This is a genomic window from Streptomyces sp. NPDC050508, assembly GCF_040655155.1.
In the GTDB taxonomy this organism is placed as follows: Bacteria; Actinomycetota; Actinomycetes; order Streptomycetales; family Streptomycetaceae; genus Streptomyces.
This window is the reverse complement of sequence record NZ_JBFAJJ010000002.1, coordinates 862,742-882,205: the sequence shown is the minus strand read 5'-3', so window position 1 is coordinate 882,205 and position 19,464 is coordinate 862,742. Positions and strand designations below refer to the sequence as shown.

15 protein-coding genes and 4 tRNA genes are annotated in these 19,464 nt (G+C 70.7%); 9 read left to right on the top strand and 10 right to left on the bottom strand.

Annotated elements, in window-relative coordinates:
* Positions 1 to 180 precede the first annotated feature (180 nt).
* The 4 genes from AB0I69_RS09365 to AB0I69_RS09350 all read right to left on the bottom strand — a co-directional run bounded on the left by AB0I69_RS09365 (position 181) and on the right by AB0I69_RS09350 (position 5,596).
* A complete protein-coding gene (locus AB0I69_RS09365; RefSeq protein ID WP_363094946.1) occupies positions 181 to 1,350 on the bottom strand; it encodes an acetylhydrolase in 1,170 nt (389 codons plus the stop codon).
* Between the two features lie 122 nt (positions 1,351 to 1,472).
* Positions 1,473 to 2,156 carry a response regulator transcription factor gene (locus AB0I69_RS09360; protein WP_359611024.1) on the bottom strand — a complete coding sequence of 228 codons (684 nt, stop codon included), beginning with the start codon at positions 2,154 to 2,156 and terminating at the stop codon, positions 1,473 to 1,475.
* Positions 2,147 to 3,784, bottom strand: coding sequence for a histidine kinase (locus AB0I69_RS09355; RefSeq protein ID WP_363094945.1), 1,638 nt, complete (start codon positions 3,782 to 3,784; stop codon positions 2,147 to 2,149). Before AB0I69_RS09355 ends, AB0I69_RS09360 begins: the two co-directional genes overlap by 10 nt.
* A 477-nt stretch (positions 3,785 to 4,261) precedes the next feature.
* On the bottom strand, positions 4,262 to 5,596 hold the full coding sequence (locus AB0I69_RS09350; protein ID WP_363094944.1) for an aminotransferase class I/II-fold pyridoxal phosphate-dependent enzyme: 1,335 nt from the start codon (positions 5,594 to 5,596) through the stop codon (positions 4,262 to 4,264).
* Between the two features lie 212 nt (positions 5,597 to 5,808).
* Between AB0I69_RS09350 and AB0I69_RS09345 the strand changes: the two genes are divergently transcribed.
* The gene (locus AB0I69_RS09345) at positions 5,809 to 5,988 is read left to right on the top strand and encodes a hypothetical protein (RefSeq protein WP_363094943.1); all 180 of its coding nucleotides are present in this window, start codon (positions 5,809 to 5,811) and stop codon (positions 5,986 to 5,988) included.
* Positions 5,989 to 6,154: 166 nt separating this feature from the next.
* On the opposite strand, the gene AB0I69_RS09340 is transcribed toward AB0I69_RS09345, so the two are convergent.
* The 5 genes from AB0I69_RS09340 to AB0I69_RS09320 form a co-directional block, all read right to left on the bottom strand.
* Positions 6,155 to 6,227: transfer RNA gene (locus AB0I69_RS09340), tRNA-Lys, on the bottom strand.
* A gap of 109 nt (positions 6,228 to 6,336) precedes the next feature.
* Positions 6,337 to 7,896: an amino acid permease gene (locus AB0I69_RS09335; RefSeq protein WP_363094942.1), complete on the bottom strand. Its 1,560-nt coding sequence runs from the start codon at positions 7,894 to 7,896 to the stop codon at positions 6,337 to 6,339.
* A 104-nt stretch (positions 7,897 to 8,000) separates the two neighbouring features.
* Entirely contained in the window at positions 8,001 to 11,087 is a 3,087-nt protein-coding gene (locus AB0I69_RS09330; RefSeq protein WP_363094941.1) for a VCBS repeat-containing protein, read from the bottom strand.
* Between the two features lie 182 nt (positions 11,088 to 11,269).
* Entirely contained in the window at positions 11,270 to 13,495 is a 2,226-nt protein-coding gene (locus AB0I69_RS09325) for a DEAD/DEAH box helicase (RefSeq protein WP_363094940.1), read from the bottom strand.
* A 220-nt stretch (positions 13,496 to 13,715) separates the two neighbouring features.
* Positions 13,716 to 14,225 carry a hypothetical protein gene (locus AB0I69_RS09320; protein ID WP_363095044.1) on the bottom strand — a complete coding sequence of 170 codons (510 nt, stop codon included), beginning with the start codon at positions 14,223 to 14,225 and terminating at the stop codon, positions 13,716 to 13,718.
* 186 nt (positions 14,226 to 14,411) lie between these two features.
* Here AB0I69_RS09320 and AB0I69_RS09315 point away from each other — a divergent pair, with 186 nt between their 5' ends.
* Positions 14,412 to 14,846 (top strand): hypothetical protein, encoded by a 435-nt coding sequence (locus tag AB0I69_RS09315; protein ID WP_363094938.1) that lies wholly within the window; start codon positions 14,412 to 14,414, stop codon positions 14,844 to 14,846.
* On the opposite strand, the gene AB0I69_RS09310 is transcribed toward AB0I69_RS09315, so the two are convergent.
* Positions 14,825 to 15,583 (bottom strand): helix-turn-helix domain-containing protein, encoded by a 759-nt coding sequence (locus tag AB0I69_RS09310; protein ID WP_363094937.1) that lies wholly within the window; start codon positions 15,581 to 15,583, stop codon positions 14,825 to 14,827. The two genes, AB0I69_RS09315 and AB0I69_RS09310, sit on opposite strands and share 22 nt — an antisense overlap.
* Before the next feature lie 85 nt (positions 15,584 to 15,668).
* Here AB0I69_RS09310 and AB0I69_RS09305 point away from each other — a divergent pair, with 85 nt between their 5' ends.
* The 7 genes from AB0I69_RS09305 to AB0I69_RS09275 all read left to right on the top strand — a co-directional run bounded on the left by AB0I69_RS09305 (position 15,669) and on the right by AB0I69_RS09275 (position 19,426).
* Positions 15,669 to 16,646, top strand: a complete 978-nt coding sequence (locus AB0I69_RS09305) for an LLM class flavin-dependent oxidoreductase (RefSeq protein WP_363094936.1) — start codon at positions 15,669 to 15,671, stop codon at positions 16,644 to 16,646.
* Positions 16,647 to 16,650: 4 nt separating this feature from the next.
* Positions 16,651 to 17,001, top strand: a complete 351-nt coding sequence (locus AB0I69_RS09300) for a metallopeptidase family protein (protein WP_363094934.1) — start codon at positions 16,651 to 16,653, stop codon at positions 16,999 to 17,001.
* Positions 17,002 to 17,043: 42 nt separating this feature from the next.
* Positions 17,044 to 18,618 (top strand): metallophosphoesterase, encoded by a 1,575-nt coding sequence (locus tag AB0I69_RS09295; RefSeq protein WP_363094933.1) that lies wholly within the window; start codon positions 17,044 to 17,046, stop codon positions 18,616 to 18,618.
* An 80-nt stretch (positions 18,619 to 18,698) separates the two neighbouring features.
* Positions 18,699 to 18,771, top strand: a tRNA-Glu gene (locus AB0I69_RS09290).
* Positions 18,772 to 18,820: 49 nt separating this feature from the next.
* Positions 18,821 to 18,895: transfer RNA gene (locus tag AB0I69_RS09285), tRNA-Asp, on the top strand.
* A gap of 24 nt (positions 18,896 to 18,919) precedes the next feature.
* A tRNA-Phe gene (locus AB0I69_RS09280) sits at positions 18,920 to 18,993 on the top strand.
* 70 nt (positions 18,994 to 19,063) lie between these two features.
* Positions 19,064 to 19,426 (top strand): hypothetical protein, encoded by a 363-nt coding sequence (locus tag AB0I69_RS09275; protein ID WP_363094932.1) that lies wholly within the window; start codon positions 19,064 to 19,066, stop codon positions 19,424 to 19,426.
* Positions 19,427 to 19,464 lie beyond the last annotated feature (38 nt).

The window sequence follows — 19,464 nt, the reverse complement described above, 5'->3', positions numbered from 1 at the left end:
ACGGCTCATGCCGCATCGTCCGCTCACGCATCGCTCACGCAGACCGTGGGTTTGACCAGTACGGATACCCGCTCCGAAGCAGGACCCCACCGCGCGCGAATGCCGACGCGGAGTCCGTGACCGCAAGGGATGTCGGTAGTCACGGCGGCGAGCCGACCGGGAGTGAGGCGGTTCGCCGCTTCATGGGATGAACTTCACCTCCGGGAAGGCCGGGCACGGTCCGTCGAGCAGGTGCCCTCGGTGGTGGCGCAGGTGCAGGTCGAAGAAGGCGAGCGGGTACGCCTGCTGGATCCGCACCGCCCGGACCGGATCGAGGGTGCCGATCCAGCCCTGCAGCTCCTCGTCGCTCATCCCGACGGCTTGTGCCAGCTGCGGGATCAGGAACTGGGCGTCGCAGTACGACGAGTGAACCGCGCCCTCCGCCTGGACGTTGAGCCGCCATCCCCGCAGGTGCGACCAGAACTCGGCGACGCTCGGCTGCGTGGCACGGGGGAACTCGGCGGTCATCAGCATGAACGGCCGGTCCAGGTCGGTGGTGACCGTAGGCTGCATCGGTCCGTCGAAGCTCAGCCCGGCCCGGACGCGCCGGTCCTCGCTCATCACGAAGGCCGTCGCCGACGCGCCCTTCGACCAGCCGAACATGCCGATGCGCTGCGGATCGAGGGCGCCGAGCAGGCCGGCCGGCAGCGGCCGGTGTTCGACATCGGGGTTGCGCCCGGCCGCAAGGTCCTCGACGCGGTCGAGGACGAACCGGATGTCGGTTGCGAAGTCCCGTGGCGTCAGGGCGGGTCGGTCGAGCGGGACAGTGAGCCGACCGTCCGGGAACACGCTGAACGCGTCGTACGTGTGGTCCACCGTGACCACCACGTACCCGTGGCTGGCAAGCTCCTGCACCACGATGGTGGTGTCCGCCCGGTGATCGTGTGCGCCGTGCGAGAACACGACGACGGGCAATCGCCCGCCCGTTCGCCGAACCGGCGCGCCCTCATGGCCGGCTGTGAGTGGCGCCACCGCGACATCGGCCGGAAAACCCACTGACGTAAGGAGCGGCCGCAACACGGCCGGGGACGTCCAGCGGGCCGGCGGAAACCGTTCGACGCCCCGGGCGGGGTACCAGACGCCGACCATCAACTCGCGGTGATGCCCGGGACCGGCCACGGGATCGGGACGTGAAGTGTCGACGAGGTGCAGGGGCACCGTGCCCACCGGGTACGGTCCTGTGGGCACGGGCAGCGTGAGCTGCACCGGGCCCGGGGCGGCGGTCGAAGCCGCCCACGACTGACCTGCGACGCCGGTCGGCACGGTGACCCCGACTGCCAGCGCGGCTCCGAGCATGCGACGGCGCGTCATTCCTTCTTGGTTCATGAACGGCGTGGTTGTCACGGACCCTCCCTGGGTTTCTGGACAGTGCTGGGCTGCGTCCGGCGCTTGGGCCGCCGGCCCGGCGCGGCAGTTTTTCGGTCTTGATCAGCTCAGTGGCTCGGTGGGATGCGGCCGTCACGCGGCGCGGACATGAGGTAGGCGAGCACGGCCAGCACGCGGCGGTTGTCGTCCTCGGAGGGGGCGAGCTCCAGCTTGGTGAAGATGCTGGTGCTGTGCTTGGAGACGGCCTTCTCGCTGATGAAGAGCCGGTTCGCGACGGCACTGTTGGAGCGTCCCTCTGCCATGAGCTCAAGCACTTGGCGTTCCCGCTCGGTCAGCCTGGAGAGGGGTTCGCGTTCGCCGCGGCTGTGGCGGCCGAGCAGTTTGGTGACCACTTCGGGGTCCATGACCGTGCCGCCCGCGGCGACCGTGCGGATCACGTCGACGAACTGGTCGTCGCTGAAGACCCGGTCCTTGAGCAGGTAACCGACCCCTCCGGACTGGTCGGCGAGCAGCTCCTGGGCGTAGATCTGCTCGACGTACTGCGAGAGCAGCAGAATCGGCAGCCCGGGTATCCGTTCCCGGGCGGTCAGCGCCGCACGCAGCCCGTCGTCCGTGTGGGTGGGCGGCAGCCTGATGTCCACGATCGCGAGGTCCGGCCGGAACTCAAGCAGTGCGCCGAGCAGGCCCGGCGCACTGTCGGTGGCCGCCACGATCTCGAACCCACGTGCCTTGAGGAGCCTGACCAGCCCCTCCCTGAGCAGGAAGAGATCTTCCGCGACGACTACGCGCACGGCACCTCCATGGCCACGATCGTCGGCCCCCCGGGCGGGCTGCTGACCGCCAGGATGCCGTCGAAGGCCGCCAGCCGTCGTTCCACCCCCGCGAGCCCGGTGCCCCGGGCGGGGTCCGCGCCGCCCACCCCGTCGTCGACCACCTCGATGCGCAGCATCCCGTCCGTCCGGGCCATACGGATCTGGAGTGCATGTGCCGAGGAGTGCCGGACGGCGTTGGTGACCACCTCCGCGACGGCGAAGTAACAGGCCGACTCCAGCGGGGCGGCGAGCCGCTCGGGCAGATCGATCTCGGTCTCACACGGCAGGGGAAGGTCCAGTGCGAGCGCCCGGACCGCCTCCGCCAGGCCCCGGTCGGCCAGCATCGGCGGGTGCATCCCCCTGATCAGGCCGCGGAGTTCCTCCAGTGCCGCCGCCGAGGCGACGCGGGCCTCCACCACCAGCGCGGCGGCCTCGTGCGGATCGCTGTGAATCATCTCTTCCGCGACCCTGAGGTTCATCCCGATGGTGACCAGTCGTCCCTGTGCGCCGTCGTGCAGGTCCCGCTCGATCCTGCGCAGCTCCGCGGCCGCGGAGCTGACCGCGTCGGCCCGCGTCTCGGCCAGCTCCCGCACCCGCCGGGCCAGCGCCGGGTCAGGACCCCTCCCGAGCAGCCGACCGGCATCCGCCAGCACGGTCCTCGGCAGCAGCCACAGCCCGAGGGCCAGCAGCACCGCCCCCTGGATGCCGCCGAGGACCGATGCGTGGTTGGCAATCTCCAGGGGGAGGGACGGCGCCGGCCCGGGCGGGGAGCCGAACTTCCGCACCTCCACCAGGTGTTGCCCGAACCCGCTCTGGGCGACGTCGTACCCCCCGATCCCCACCAGCCCCAGGACAGCCAGGTTCGCCGCCGCCCCGGGCCACCGCACCAGCCCTGCCACGACGGCCGCCAGCAGCGCCAGCCCCGCCAGGTAACCCACCACTGCCGACCCGATCCCAGTGCCCGGTGACGCGAACTGCCACAGATCGAGACCGAGCAGGTCACCGGTCATCACCACGACGGCGGGCAACAGCAGGGCCCAGCGCGCGGACCTCGACGCGCCGGCTCCGGCCAGACGCGCGGGCCTGCCGTTCGCCGGCCGGCACAGAGCCGCACCGGCGAAGGCGGCGAGCACCGGGACGCTCACACAGCCCACCAGGACGTTCAGCAGTGTCTTCCCATAACCGGCAGAGGAATGCGTGAGCCAGTACGTCCATTCCAGCAGTTCGCCGGTCACCGCCGCGACCACGGGCAGCACCCACCGCCCGGGCACACTCGCCGAGGTGAGCAGCGTGGTGGCCAACAGGCCGGCCATCAGCAGCGCCGCCGCGAGCAGCCCGTCGGGTTGCAGATCCGGAACGGTGACGATGTAGCCGTCCGATCCGGCGGAGTTGTGCAGGGCGAACAGCAGGGTCGGCACACTGCCGTACGCGGCCGTACCCACCAGCCCCGCCACGACCGGCCAGCCGATCCGCCGAGCCGGTCGCGCGGTACGCCCCGGCCTGTCCCACGCCTGCTCCGCCCTGAAGGCCAGCACCGCGCCGACCGCGGTCAACGCCACGAGCACGCCCGCCGACCAAGGCACCCCGCCCACCGGCAACGGCCACATATCCGCCCCCCGTCTCATCTTCCGGGCCACGTGTGCGGCCTGGAGACTCATGCTGCTGCGAGGGGTCCGGCAAGCGCCATGGGCCGAAACCTACTTCTGAGGTAGGCAAACACCTACCCCGACCGGAAGGCCCCTGCCGAAGGCCATGGGGATGACGCCGAAGCTGAGAACGCCGCTGCCGATGCCGATGTCCGTCGGTGCGGAGGCAGTCACACGATCACGTCGGACGGCACATCCGACCCCGGACATCCGCTCCCGCACAGAGGCCCTCTGAACAGCCCTTCCAAATGTCGCCGTCCGCCCGCCTCAGGCTGCGGCGGATGGGTCCGCGTACGCCGGACACCGTTTGACGGTTGGTCCACGAAGACTCATGGTCGGCGGTCATGTCCAGGCCGACGGCACGGTGCGGAGCGTCCGTCCGGGCCGGGCGGTGCGAGCACGTCGACCCGCCCGGTTCCTTCACGCCAGGGGCGCGGTTCAGCGGGAGGTCTGCTGCCGGGCCGCGCGGATGCAGGTGTCGAGGATGTCGATCGCGGTGTCGACGTCGTCGTCGCTGTGGTAGGCCATGGCCTGCATGCGGAAGCGGGCCGCGTCGGAGGCGACCGCCGGCTGTTCGACGAGGTGCGCAACGAGGCCGGCGCGGGCGATGAGACCGGAGGCGGTACGGCCGGTGGGGGTGTCGCCGATGAGGACCGGGACGACCGGGCAGACCACGTCGCCCATGACCTCCAGACAGCGGGCGGTCAGTCCCTCGCGCAGGCGGGTGGCGACGGCAGCGACCGCCGACCGGCGCCGGGCGCCCTCGGGCGAGTTCACGACGGACAGGGACGCGAGGGCCACCGCGGTCTGTACGGGGGTGATGGCGCTGGAGAAGGTCTGCGGACCGCCGAACATCCGCACGTACTCCCGCGCCGAGGCCGACGGCGTGGCCAGGAAGCCGCCGGTGGTGGCGAACGTCTTGGAGAAGGCGCCGACCACGAAGTCGACCTCGCCGAGGATGCCGTGCACCTCCAGCTGACCACCGCCGAACTCGCCCATGGCGCCGAAGTCGTGGGCGACGTCGACCATCAGCTGGGCGCCGAACTCCCGGCAGATACCGAGCAGTTCGGCCAGCTGCGGGGTGTCGGAGTCCATGGAGAACACGCCCTCGGTGACGACGAGGACGGCGTTGGTGATGTCGGTGGCGCGGATACCGGCAAGGTGGCGTCGTACAGCGTCGTTGTCGAGGTGGCGGAAGAACTCCACACTCGCCCCGCTGGCGGCGGCGCCCTGGCGCAGTGAGTCGTGGGAGAGCTTGTCGAGCAGGACGTGGTCGCGGCGGTGCATCAGGGCCCGGATGGTGCCGAAGCCGGACGCCCAGCCGGTGGGAAAGAGCGCCACGTGCTCGGTGCGCAGCGCCTCGCCCAGACCGGCTTCCAGCGCCCTGCTGATCGGGGTCGCGCCGCCCAGGGCCGGGGAGCCGGCGGTGAGGGGGCCGTAGTCACGCAGGGCCTGGTGGGCGGCGTCGAGGACGGCGGGGTGGCCGGTGAGGGAGAGGTAGTCCTGGCCGCCGAAGTTGGGTCCCCCGGTGATCACGCCGGTGTGGGACACGACGGTGGCGCGGGTGGTCAGGGCGGTGTCGTAGCGGCGGAAGTAGGGCCACAGGTCCGCCTGTTGGCGGTCGAGCTGCCAGGCCAGGTAGGCGTCGTTGCGGGTGGTCAGATCCGGTCCGGACACCACACGGAAGCGCATGATGTCCTTCTCGCGGGCATCGGTCCGCCGGTCGCCGAGCGGCCCGGCCGCGGGGGTGGTGCCGGGCACGGTGGTGGTCATGTTCGTCAGCTCCTCGGTGCGGCCATGTGGGGGCCCGCTGCGCAGGCGCCGGTCCGGCGCCCTCGGCGACGCTACGGCTCGAATCCGGGTCAACGGCCTCCCACTGACGGGGCTTTGATGCGGCAGCAAGCCCTTTCTAACGCCAGCCTTACCGAGGTCTTGAACTCCACGCCGACACCGGCCACGGCCCGTCGGACGCGCGGCACCACCCGATGCGACCCCAAGGCACAGCACTTCTCCGCCGCCGGAGCGCCCTCCAGCCCGAGGCGGACGGCTCCTGTCTGCACCCGGAGACGGTCCGCCGCATCCTCGCCGCGACCGACCTGCCACCCATCACCCTGCGGGACCTACGGCGACGTTCGCGCACGGAGGCGGCGGCATCCCCACAGTGAGGGAGACCCCGCGGCACCCCGCCCCCAAGGGATCAACTTCCGATCGGCAGACCACGAGCACATCCGCTCACGCAAGGGCCGGAGAACGAGACAGCGCCCGACCCGACCGAAGCCGAACCGGGCGCTGCACCGCAGGTCAGAAGGGGTTTCCCCTCCCCCGCGCCAGTAGACCCTGTGGGACTCGAACCCACAACCAATGGATTAAAAGTCCACTGCTCTGCCAATTGAGCTAAGGGTCCTCGCGATGTTGCCTCCCCGAGCATAGCGGGAGGTGGCCGTGTCTCCGATCGGGTATCGGGGACACGGCCACGCCGGATGCGGGGAAGGCGGCCGGGGGCGTCCGGAGTGTTACGGATCTACCGGTTCGGGCGCACCGGCACGCGCCGCCTCCCGCGCCTTCGTGCGGGCGTGTTCCGGGTTCAGGAACCAGTGTCGGGCCGACGCGCTCCACCAGATCGCCGCGAAGCCCAGCACCGCCAGTACCGCCACCGGCGCGTAGTTGAACGACTCCCAGGTGACCGGCGCGACCTGCGGCAGCATGAACAGCACCGTGATCACGGCCACCCACACCACCGACACCATCCCGATCAGCCGCGACCACCGGCCCAGATGCCACGGCCCGCGCTGGAAGTCGTCCCCCTTGCCGAGCCGCAGCAGCGTCGGGATGACGTACGCGATGTAGAGGCCGATCACCGCGATGGACGTGACCGCCGCGTACGCCGTCAGATTGATCAGGTACGGCAGGCCCAGCACCAGCGCGCCCGCCGCCGCCAGCCACACCGCCGCGACCGGTGTCCGGGTGCGCGGGCTCACCGTGTGCCAGACGTGCGAGAAGGGGAGCGCGCCGTCGCGGGAGAAGGCGTAGATCATGCGGCTGTTGGCCGTCACCGACGCCATCCCGCAGAACAGTTGCGCGCCGATCACCACCAACAACAGCAACTTGCCCGACGTGGCGCCCAGGGCGTCGAGGAGGATCTGCGCCGGCGGTGCGCCCGTCGCCGACTTCAACTCCCCGTTGTACGACTGGATCGCGTACGTGAAGCCCAGGAGGAGGACGAAGCCGGCTATCCATGACGTCCAGATGGAGCGGACGATGCCCTTCGGGCCCGCCGTCGACGCGTCGTGTGTCTCCTCCGTCATGTGGGCCGAGGCGTCGTAGCCGGTGAAGGTGTACTGCGCCATCAGGAGGCCCAGCAGCACCACGTAGACCCCGCTGCCCCAGCCCGTGTTGTTCACGAACTTCGTGAAGACGAACGTCGTCGACTGGTGGTGGTCGGGGACGAAGGTCAGCGCGCCCACGATCAGGCCGACGCCCAGCACGTGCCACCACACGCTCACGTTGTTGAGGAGGGCGACGATCTTCACACCGAAGGTGTTCAGCAGGCCGTGCAGGATCAGGATCGCCGCGAACAGCAGCACCGTCCGGCCCGGCGTCACCTTGAAGTCGAACTGGAGGTTCAGGTACGCGCCCAGGAACGACGCCGCCCCGAAGTCGATGCCGGCGGTCACCGCGACCTGGCCGAGGACGTTGAACCAGCCCGTGAACCACGCCCAGGCCGCCGCCGTGCGCGGAGGTGCCAGGCGGTGGGCCCAGAAGTACAGGCCCGCCGACGTCGGGTAGGCCGAGCAGATCTCGGCCATCGACAGGCCGACGAAGAGGGTCATCAGGCCGACCGCCACCCAGCCCCACATGATCACGGCCGGACCGCCCGTGATCATGCCGAACAGGTACAGCGTCAGGCAGCCCGACAGGACCGAGATGATCGTGAAGGAGACCGCGTAGTTGGAGAACGCCGACATGCGGCGGGCGAGAACCTGCGTGTAGCCGAGTTGGGCAAGCCGTTCTTCGTCGGAGAGACCGGGGGGATCTCCCTTTGACAGCCCACTCGCTATGGCGTCATCTGTCATGCCCCCAGCGATTCCCTCGCCGGGGGCGTGACATGCGCCACTTAAGGAATCGATAAGGACTCGATGTGGCCAAAAAACGCCCTAGGAGTCACATACGAGTCACATCAGAAGACGCCCTTGTAGGCCTGCCATCCGGTCGCGATCTTCACCCGCGCCCCGAACGACCCCTTCCCATCACCGGCGTTGCGGTAGAGCACCCCGGCCGAGTCCCGCTCGACCAGGTCGGCCTTGCCGTCCCCGGTGATGTCGCCGACGCCGACCACCGTGTTGTACGACCCGCCCCACGCACCGAACAGCTTCACGCGCGCCCCGAACGTGCCCTTCCCGGTGCCGTAGTAGCGGTACACGGTGTTCGACTTGTCCTGGGCGAGCAGGTCGCCGATGCCGTCGCCGTTGATGTCACCGACGCCGACCATTTTCTTGTACGTCTTCCAGTCGGCGTACAGCTTCACGCGGGCGGAGAGCTTGCCCGTGCTCGTCCCCTTGTAGAGGTAGACGGTGCCGGACGAGGCCGCCCGCGCGAGCAGGTCCGGACGGCCGTCGCCGCTGATGTCGCCGGGCGCGGTCAGCACGTCGTACTGGTTCCAGCCGCTCGTGCCGAGCGAGGTGTACGCCGTCGACGGCTTCAGCATGCCGTCGCAGGCCGGCCTGTACGCCCGCAGCGCCCCGGTCCTCAGCCGGACCAGGACGTCGTTGCAGCGGTCCCCGCTCAGGTCGCCGATCGACACCACCTTGTCGGCGGTCGTCCAGCCGGTACTGCTGCCGACCGACGAGGAGAACGTGCCCTTGCCCGAGCCCTGCCGGAAGGCCAGCGTGCCCGAGGAGCTGAGGGTGACCAGGTCGCCGACGGAGTCGCCGCCGCCGATGTGGTCGTGGCGGGCCGGCGCGGCGTCGAACAGCCGGACCGTGCCGTTCGCCGTCACCGGGGCGCCGACCCCGTCGGCCGGCGTCACGGACAGCGTCCAGTCGTACGACCCGTTCGTCAGGAACGCCCCCTTGGCGTCCGTCCCGAACCAGCCCACCTTCACCTCGCCGCGCGTCTCACCGCCGGTCCGCGTGTCCACGACCTTGCCGGTGGCCCGGCTGCGCACGGTCAGCCGCCAGCCCGCGGCCGGCTTCGACAGCAGCAGGGTGGTGAGGGTGGACGGTGTCGTGTCGATCTCCCGCGCGATGAGCGTGGCCGCGGAGTCGACCGGGGCGAGCAGCCGCAACGGCTGCTGGGGCACGCCGGTCGGTACGAGGTGCACGCGCTCCTGGTCGTCGACGTACGCCACGTTCCCGGTCGACTCGTCGACCGTCCAGCGCACCTCGCGCTGGGAGACCCCGGTGTCCGGCAGCGCGCCGATCACCTGGCTCACGGGTGTGCCGTCCGCGAGCGTGGTGAGGACCAGCTGTCCGGCCTGCCTGTCGTGCGTGACGACGAATCCGTCGCCCAACTCCGCCTCACCGGACGGGACTTGGACTGACTTCTTCGCCGTACGGTCGTAGACGCCGGCCGTGCCGTCGGCGCAACTCCAGTACAGCCAACGGCCGTCGACCCGCAGTTCGGTGGGCGCGCAGCCGGCGTCCGTGGTGAGGGTCTCGGTGGTCCTCTTCGTGGTGAGGTCGTACGCCGTGAGGGTGCCGGGGGTGGTGCCCGGCGTCCAGAGGGTGTCGCCGGAGAGGGCGGCGGCGCCGGGGGTGCGGGTGAGCGCCGGGGTGCCGCTGCCGATCCGGTAGACGGTCTGCGCGGTCGCCGTGGTGTGGATCAGGTACCGGCCGGAGACATCGGTGATCCGGCCGCCAGCGGGCACCGACTGCTCCCAGTAGTCGTACGGGCCGGACCCGCTGACGGTGAGACGGTCGTAGTCGGCCGAGTTCTTCGACAGCCAGACCGCACGGTCGTCGTCCGTGCCGTAGAGCTGCGAGCAACCGATCTCCGTGTCCGGGCAGTCGCCGACGAGCAGATCGGTCCCGTCGTACGAGGACCGCGCACCGAACGTGGGCGTACCGGTCGCGGCGACGGTCCGCACGTAGTCGTCGCGAACCCCGCCCCAGCTGCTGTCCGCGACGGTCAACCGCCCCTGCTCCAGGGCGATTCCCTGGATCTTGTACGGCGGTTTCGGCAGCGGCTTGACGAGGGTGACGGTCGGCTTGCCGTCGGGGCCGGCCTGGATGTGCTGGACGCCCCAGTCGTCGGCGCCGGTGCGGCCGATCACCACGGCGGTGCCGTCCGGTACGGCGGAGACGCCGGAGTTCGAGGAGGCGATCAGGGTGACCGGGGCGCCGCCGGCGATCGGCACCGCCGTCACCTGGCCCAGGCTGCCGGGGCGGTGCACGAGCCAGTCGCCGACCACGGAGAGGTCGTCCGCCGTGGCTGTGCCGCTGCTACTGGTGTCCAAGGTGACCTCGACCGGCGCCGCCGACAGGTCCGAGCGGGAGAAGACGAGCGCCTTCGGGCTCTGGGCGCCGCTGTACACGACGAGGTGCTCGGGCGAGATCTTGGCGGACAGGTAACCCGAGGGCAACGGGGGCGTCCAGCCACGGACCCGGCCGGTCGCCGGGTCGACGTCGACCATGCGGACGGAGTCGTCCAGTCGGGCGAAGAAGATCATCCCTGAGGCGTCGCCCCGCAGCGGCCCCGCGATCGTCATGCCCTCGGGCGCGCCGTCCCCGACGATCACATCGCGCGTGGTGCCGTCGGGGCCCGCGGACAGCAGGTGCTCGACCCTGGTGGTGGTCCCGTCCGCGGCGGTGACGTTCTCAAGGGTGCCGACGAGGCCGCCGAACACGCCGGCGTGCACGGACTGTCCCGTGGGCACCTGAACGGTGGTCGACGTGCCGTCGACGGCGTTCCACAGGACGTAGCGGCCGTCGCTGTAGCGGTTCGCGAGGACGTCGCTGCCCGTGCTCAGGGTAGCCACCGTGCCGGCGCCCACCGGCGCGTCGAACGACGTGCCGTCCGAGTAGCGCGTCCACACCACTCCGCGGCCCTCCAGCCGGTGGAACACGCCCTGGCTGCCCGCTCCGTCCCCGCCCGAGGTCGTGTCGGGGTAGTAGAGCGACGCTGTCGTGTACGTACTGCGCAGCGTGGCCGGGACGACCGTCTCCTGCGCCGTGCCCACGGCCGACGCGGGTGTCGGCAGTAGTGGGCTCAACCCCGCCGCGAGCACGGCCGAGACAGCGATACCTGTGAAGGCATGACGAGCCAAGGAATCCTCCCCCAGAGAAGTGAGGGATGCATGGCGTTCTCGCTGCCCCGGCCCCCAGCCGTCACATCCCCCACAGAAGTCGGCCGATCATACAGTCACCGCACAGACAGAAACGCGCAAAAAATGGCCCCCACCCGATCCCGGGCGGGGGCCATCTCACTGTTTCGCTACGTCACACGGCGTCAGCCGTTGCGCTTCCAGCGGGGCTTGTCGTCGCGGCGGCCGAAGGAACCGGTGCCGGTACCCGTGCCGGTCGTGCCGCGGTGGCCGGCCGGACGGTCGTGGCCGCCGGCGCGGAAGCCGGGGCGGTCGCCCTGGCGGTCACGGTTGAACGGACGGTCGCTGCCCCGGTGACCAGTGGTCGAGGGACGGTCGTCGCGACGGAAGCCGCCCGAGGACGGACGGTCGTTGCCACCGCGGTCGTCACGGCGGAAGCCACCGGACGGACGGTCGTCACGACGCTCGAAAGAACGGCCACCACGGTCGCCGTCACGACGGTCACTGCCACCGCGGTCGTCGCGACGGAAGCCACCCGAGGGACGCTCGTCACGACGGTCGAAAGAACGGCCACCGCGGTCGCCGTCACGACGGTCGTTGTTGAAGCCGCCGGACGGACGGTCGTCGCGACGGAAGCCGCCCGAAGACGGACGGTCGTTGCCACCGCGGTCGTCACGGCGGAAGCCACCCGAGGGACGCTCGTCACGACGGTCGAAAGAACGGCCACCACGGTCGTCACGGCGGTCGTCGCGGCGGAAGCCACCGGACGGACGGTCATCGCGACGGTCGAAGGAACGGCCACCACGGTCACCGCCACGGTCGTCACGACGGTCACGGCGCTCGTAGTTGCCGCGGTCGTCACGCTGCTGACGCGGACGGTCGTAGGAAGAGGACTCCTCGCGTGCCGGCGCCTCGGCGGCGGCCGACTGCTCCGTCGCCACGGCCTCGGCAGCGGCCTCGACCACGGCGGCGGCCTCGGCGAGCGCCACCTCCGGGTCGTCGCCCCGCTCACGGGCGGCGCGGGCGACCAGCCGGTCGGACTCCTCGCGCAGCTCGGCGGCACGCCGTGTGGCCCGCTCCAGCTCCTTGGTGAGCTGGACGACCTCACGCTCGGCCTGCTGCGCGGCGTCGCCCGCCGACTGGGCCTGGACCTCGGTCATCGAACGGGCGCCGGTGATCTCGGCGACCTCGGGCTCGAAGGCCGTACCGGAGTTGATGATGTGACGGCCGGCGTCGACGCCCGCGTCCTCCATCAGCCGGAAGATCTGACGCCGCTGGTGCGGCAGGGAGAGGGAGACGACGGTTCCGGTACGACCGGCACGGGCCGTACGACCGGCGCGGTGCAGGTAGTCCTTGTGGTCGCCGGCCGGGTCCACGTTCAGGACCAGGTCGATGCCGTCGACGTGGATACCGCGGGCGGCGACGTCGGTCGCGACGAGCGCGTTGACGTAGCCCTCCTTGAAGTCCGCCAGCGTCCGCGTACGGGCGCCCTGCGTCATGCCGCCGTGCAGCGCGTCGGCCTTCACGCCGGACTCGCGCAGCTGCTCGGCGATGCGGTCGGCGCCCAGCTGGGTGCGGACGAAGATGATCGTGCGGCCCTTGCGGGAGGCGATCGCGGCGGTGACCGGCGCCTTGTCCTTGGGCTTCACGATGAGGATGTGGTGGGACATCGTCGTGACGTTGCCCTGCGCACTGTCGACCTCGTGCGTGACCTGGTCCTTGAGGTAGCGCTTGACCAGCGTGGAGATCTCGTTCTCCATGGTGGCGGAGAACAGCATGCGCTGGCCGCCGGCCGGGATCTGGTCGAGCAGCTCGGTGACCTCGGGCAGGAAGCCCAGGTCGGACATCTGGTCGGCCTCGTCGAGGACGGCGATCCGCACGTCTTCGAGGGAGCAGGCGCCGCGGTTGATGATGTCGCGGAGGCGGCCGGGAGTGGCGACCAGCACGTCCACGCCGCGCTCAAGGGCGTAGATCTGGTTGCCCATGGACGTGCCGCCGCAGACGACCTTCATCTTCAGGCCGAGGACGTCGCCGTAGGGCTGGAGCGCGTCGGCGACCTGCATCGCCAGCTCGCGGGTCGGGGTGAGGATGATGCCGCGCGGGCGCTTCTTCTCGGTGCGGCCGCCGGACAGCGTCGCCAGCAGCGGCAGACCGAAGGAGAGGGTCTTGCCGGAGCCGGTGCGGCCACGGCCGAGGATGTCCTTGCCGGCCAGGGCGTCCGGGATGGTCGCCGCCTGGATCGGGAAGGGGGTGGTCACGCCGTTCTGCGCGAGCTTGCGCACGACGCCCTCGGGGAGGCCGAGGGACGCGAAGGTGACCTCGGGAGCCTCCACGGCTGCGTCTACGGCCGTCTCGGTGCCCTCGTTCTCGTTCTCGGGCATGACGACGTGATCAGTACTGGAAATGGACATGCGAATGCGAAACCTTCCGGAGTATCCGTCGGCACGCGCCCGTCAACTCCGTGATTCGCTATCGACCGCCTCAATGCGGTCCGCCACGGCAAGGGAGAGTACGCGCCACACGGCGCGCTCTACAGTGGCGCCGGGCAATGGGATCAAACGATCTACCACCTTACGCACCCACCACCCCCCAACGCAAACCGGCCCACATTGACGTGCGTCACACCCGTTCCTACGCCGGTGACCCGGCCGCCGGTGCCGGTTCACGGTCCACCAGCTGCGGTACGGGGTCCTCGTGGGCCGAGGACGAGGGCTCCGCGACGGTCGGGCTGGGGGACGGCGGCGGAGGGCTCGGCGACGGGTCGGCGGGCGGCGGAGTCCGCGTCGGGGTCGGCTGCGGCGCGGCCGTGGTCGGCGCACCCGGCTTCGCGCTCGTGCCCGGTCGGGGCGCCGTGGAGGCGGACGGGCTCGCCGCACCCCCCGGCGCGGACGGCGAGGCCGAACCCGAGGCGGACTCCCCCGGCTTCGGCTTGCCGTGCCCCTGCTTCCCGTCCCCCGCCGAACCGCCGAACCCGAGCCCGCCCCCCGACACCCCCGAACCGCCGTCGGGTGCCTCACCGGCATGCTGCCCGGCGGAGTGCGAGGGCTTGGCACCGCCGCCCGCGTCGTCGCCCACGCTCATGCAGCCGGCGGCAGCGGCGACGACGGCGACCGCGGCGGCCAGACGGACGGGTACGTACATGGGGCGCACGGGGCCACCTCCGAGGGCGGAAAAAGGGAGTCGTCCTCTCAACTCCCGCCGCCCGCCGGAAGACACGCGCCCCACCGCCGTCGCCCATTCCTGGCCGGGAATTGTCCCTTCCCGGCGCCCGCCGCACGATCGACCGCGAACCGACCGCCCCCGCAGCGAGTCCCGAAGGAGCCACGGATGACCGAGACCAAGACCGAGACCGACCCCCAGCACCTGGCCGAGCGTTACATCGCCCAGTGGACCGAACCGGACGCCACCCGCCGCCGGGCGGCGATCGAGAGCCTCTGGACCGAGGACGGCACCCACGTCCTCCAACCGCCAGCCGAGATCCGCGAACTCGCCGCGAACCTCGGCTTCGACCACCCGACCCTCCGGGCCCAGGGGTACGACGCGATCGAGACCCGCGTCACGCGCAGCTACGAACGGTTCGTCGAGAAGGGCGAGTTGACCTTCCGGCCGCGCACCGACGCCGTACGCCTGGACGGCCTGATCCAGTTCCGATGGGACACGGTGGCCGTCGGCAGCGGAGAAGTGGTCGGCGGCGGCCTGGAGGTACTGGTCCTCGACACCGACGGCCGCATCCGCACCGACTACATGTTCCCCGGAGCCTGATCGGCGGCCGCCAGTGCCAACGCCTCCGCCGTCGCCGCGTCCGCCGGCAGGAACGCCTCCAGTTTCAGTTCGGCGAGGGTCACGTCCACAGCGGTCGCGAACGTCGTCACGGTCGTCGTCAACTGCAGCTCCCCGTACGCCGACCGCAGCCGCAACGGCACCGCGAACCCCAACTGCCCACCGGACGGCTCCAGTTCGGGCACATACCCGGCCAACTCGGCCCGCAGCTGCGGCAATCGACCGAGCCGGGCCAGGATGTGCCGCGCCCACTCGGCGAAGTTGAGGATCCGCGGCGCCAGTCCGTCCGGGTGCAGCGCCAGCCGGTACACGTTCGTCCCCGGCCCGAGCAGCTCCGCCGCCGCCCCCTCCGTGATCACACCGAGTGCGCTGTTCGCGGCGACCAGATTCCCGCCCCGGTCCACCACCAGCGCCGGATACGGCAGATGCCCGCGCAGGACGTGCCCGAGCGCCGCCCGCACCGGCGCCAGCACCGGATCGTCCAGCGAGCTCTCCGGATACACCGGCGCGAACCCGGCGGCCAGCAACAGCTCGTTCCGCTCCCGCAACGGCAGTTCGAGCGACTCGGCGAGCCGTACGACCATGTTCCGCCCCGGCGCGGACCGCCCGGACTCGATGAAACTCAGATGCCGCTGAGTGGTACCGGCCCGCAACGCCAGCTCCAGCTGACTGAGCCGACGACTCGTACGACGTTCACGCAGCACCCGGGAGAAGTCCACGGCCCAGTTCTACGACGACCCGCGCCAACCGGCCATTCCCCCCAGGGAATTGAGGCCATGCCCGCTCCTCACGAACATCACCGTCATGGACATCGGCGTACTGCTCCCGACCGGAACCGCCCAATGGGCCACGGCCGACGACCCTCGCGAACTGATCGCCCTCGGCCGCACCGCCGAACACCTCGGCTTCACCTCCCTCTTCGTCAACGACTCCCTGATCAGCCCCCGCATCGAAGCCCTCACGATGCTCGCCGCCCTCGCCCCGGCGACCGGGACGGCGACCCTCGGCACCGCCGCCCTGCTCCCCTTCCTCCGCCGCCCGGTCCAGGCCGCCCAGTCCCTCGCCTCGATCGACCTCCTCTCCGACGGCCGCCTCACACTGGCGGTCGGCGCCGGCTACCCCGGCCGCTTCGGACGCCCCTTCTACGACCTCTCCGAGGTCCCCTGGGCCCGCCGCTTCGCCCGCCTCGACGAGACGGTCGCACTGTGGCGAGCCCTCTGGAACGGCGCCGACTCCTTCCACGGCGAGTTCCACCACTTCACCGACCTCCCGCCCGCCCTACGCCCGTCCCGCCCCACCGGCCCGCCCATCTGGCTCGGCGGCGCGACCCCGGCAGCCCTCACCCGCACCGGCCGCCTCTACGACGGCTGGCTCCCCTACCCGCCCGACCCCGCCGACTACACGACCGGCCTGCACCACATCCACGAAGCGGCAGCCGCGGCGGGCCGCACCCCCGAGGCCATCACCCCGGCGCTCTTCGTCACCGTACGAATCGACGAGGACCCGAAGCACGCCCACCGAGCGCTCGACGACTACGCGCACGCCGCCTACGGCATGCCCCTCCCGGAACTGCGGAAGATCCAAACCGTCGTCGCAGGCACCGCCGAGCAGGTCACCGCCCGCCTGAAGCAGTACGTCACCGCCGGCGCCCGGCACCTCGTCACCCGTCTGGCCGCCCTGGACCTGCGCGGCCAGCGCGAGCAACTGGAGCGCACGGCCGCCCTGCTCCCCGAACTCCGGGCCCGACCGCGACCCCGAACCCGCGTTCGTCCCGGACAATAGGTATGTGCTGGAAATGACACGCGAGGCGTTCGAAGAGCTGGTGAGTGAGGCCCTGGACCGGATCCCGCCGGAGCTGACGCGGGTCATGGACAACGTGGCCGTGTTCGTCGAGGACGAACCCGACCCGTCCGACCCCGAACTCCTCGGCCTCTACGAGGGGACACCCCTCACGGAACGGGGCGAGTGGTACGCGGGCGTCCTCCCCGACCGCATCTCGATCTACATGGGCCCGACCCTGCGCTACTGCAGGACCACGGAGGACGTCGTACACGAGGTCGCCGTCACCGTCGTACACGAAGTGGCCCACCACTTCGGCATCGAGGACGAACGCCTGCACGAACTCGGCTGGGGCTGACCCACCCGCATACCTCCCCCCACCCTTGGGCATACGGGACCAATGGCCAGCGTCCCCGTCGCAGCCCTGAACCGCCTCCGCCGAGCCCAGCGCGCCCTGACCCGCCACTACCGCGCAAGCCGTCCCCGCCCGACCGTCGAACTCGTCCCCCAGCCGCACCCCTGGCCCCGCGCCCTCGGCCTCGTCCTGGTCGTCATCGTCGGGGCCTGGCTCGGCCTGCTGATCGTGGGCAACGTACGGACCCAGGTCGGTCCCATGAACACGACCATGACCCTGCGCCCGTCCCTCACCGGCGGCACGAAGATCAACGTCTCACCGCTCGGCGCCCTGACCCTGGACAGCCACCACGCCCCCGTCCGCCTGGACGTCAACGTCGACCAACTCGACCCGGAACGCTCCCAGGCCCTCGTCGACCACCCCGAACGCATCTCCGGCCTCCAGGACGAAGTCGCCCGCGACGTCGAACACGGCACCCTCAACCTGGCCGTACGGTCGTGCGCGGCCGTGGTCCTCGGCGCCACGACCCTGGGCCTGGCGGTCTACCGCCGCCCCCGCCGGGCCCTCGCGGCCGGCGGCCTGGCCCTCACCCTCCTCGCCGCGTCCGGAGCGACGGCCTACGCGACCTGGAACCCCAAGTCGATCCTGGAACCGAAGTTCTCCGGCCTGCTCTCCTCCGCCCCGTCCCTGGTCGGCAACGCGCGCAACATCGTCACCGAATTCGACGTCTACCAGAAGGAGTTGGCCCGCCTGGTGACGAACGTGACGAAGCTCTACGACGTCACCTCCACACTCCCCGCGTACCAACCGGACCCCGCCACGATCCGCGTCCTGCACGTCTCGGACATCCATCTGAACCCCGCGAGCTGGAAGATCATCGCGTCGCTGGTGGAGCAGTACAAGGTCAACGTGATCGTCGACACCGGCGACACCATGGACCACGGCACGTCGGCGGAGAACGGCTTCCTGGACCCGATCGCCGACATGGGCGTCCCGTACGTCTGGGTCAGGGGCAACCACGACTCCCTCGTGACCCAGCGCTACCTGGAACGCATGAAGAACGTGCACGTCCTGGACGAGGGCCGGGCGGAAACGGTCGCCGGCGTGCGCTTCGCGGGCATCGGCGACCCCCAGTTCACCCCCGACCGCTCGACCGCCCCGGGCGGCAACAACGCGGAGGAACTCGCCGGCGACCAACTCGCCTCCGCCCTCCGCGACCAGCAGGCCGCAGGCACCCCGGTCGACATCGCCCTGGTCCACGAACCGTCGGCGGCACGCCAGACCGACGGCGAGGTCCCGCTGATCCTGGCCGGCCACCTCCACCACGAGGGCACCGAGGTCATGAAGCACGGCACCCGCCTCCGTATCGAGGGCTCGACGGGCGGCAGCGGCCTGCGCGCGGTGGAGGGCAAGTACCCCGACCCGATCGAGGCGTCGATCCTCTACATCGACCGCGACACCCGCCGCCTCCAGGCCTGGGACGAGATCAAGCTCGGCGGCCTGGGCCTGACGACGGCCGAGGTGAGCCGCCACTTGCCGAAGGAGAACCTCCCCGGCGCACACCAGTCCCCCAGTCCGTCCCCGACCCCCTCCCCAAGCCCCTCTCCTTCGGTCTCGTAAACCGTTTTGGCGATACCTCCCGCCATCCCATATGCTTCTGACGTCCCCGACGCGCTGAGAAGCGCCCAGGCGGGCCGATAGCCCTCATCGTCTAGCGGCCTAGGACGCCGCCCTTTCAAGGCGGTAGCACGGGTTCGAATCCCGTTGGGGGCACGTAACACCGTGTGCGACACTGGCTCCGCCAGTTCGCACGCAACAGCAAGGTCCTGTGGAGCAGCTTGGAGTGCTCGCCACCCTGTCAAGGTGGAGGCCGCGGGTTCAAATCCCGTCAGGACCGCTGAGATTCCGCAAGGAATCTCGTGGCTGGGTAGCTCAGTTGGTACGAGCGATCGCCTGAAAAGCGATAGGTCGCCGGTTCGACCCCGGCCCCAGCCACCGGATCGAAAGCCCTGTCCCACCGGGACGGGGCTTTCGTCGTAACCCGGACGACACAGGGTGGGGCGCGATGGGCCAGGACATCGACCTGGAGAAGATACGGGCGCGGTACGGACTGCTCGCGGTGGTCGGCAGCAATGTCGCGATCACGGCGGTGGCGGTCTTCGGGGTGTGGCAGCTCAACGGCGACCGAGCGGTGATCGTGGGCGTCCTGACCTCGGCGTTCACCGCGATGGCGGGCCTGACCACGGCGTACCTGGGCATCAAGGCCGTGTCGAACACGGCACAGTCGATGTCGCGGGATTCCGGTCAGCACCAACCAGCCCGTCCGGCGCTTGAGGACGAGGCCGTTCAGGCCGACGGGGGTCCGGGGGCGGAGCCCCTGGGAACGGCCACCGTCCCCTCGCCCACCACTCCGACAACGGCACCCTGACTCACCCGTACCACCCCTGCCGAGCCGTCGCGGACAAT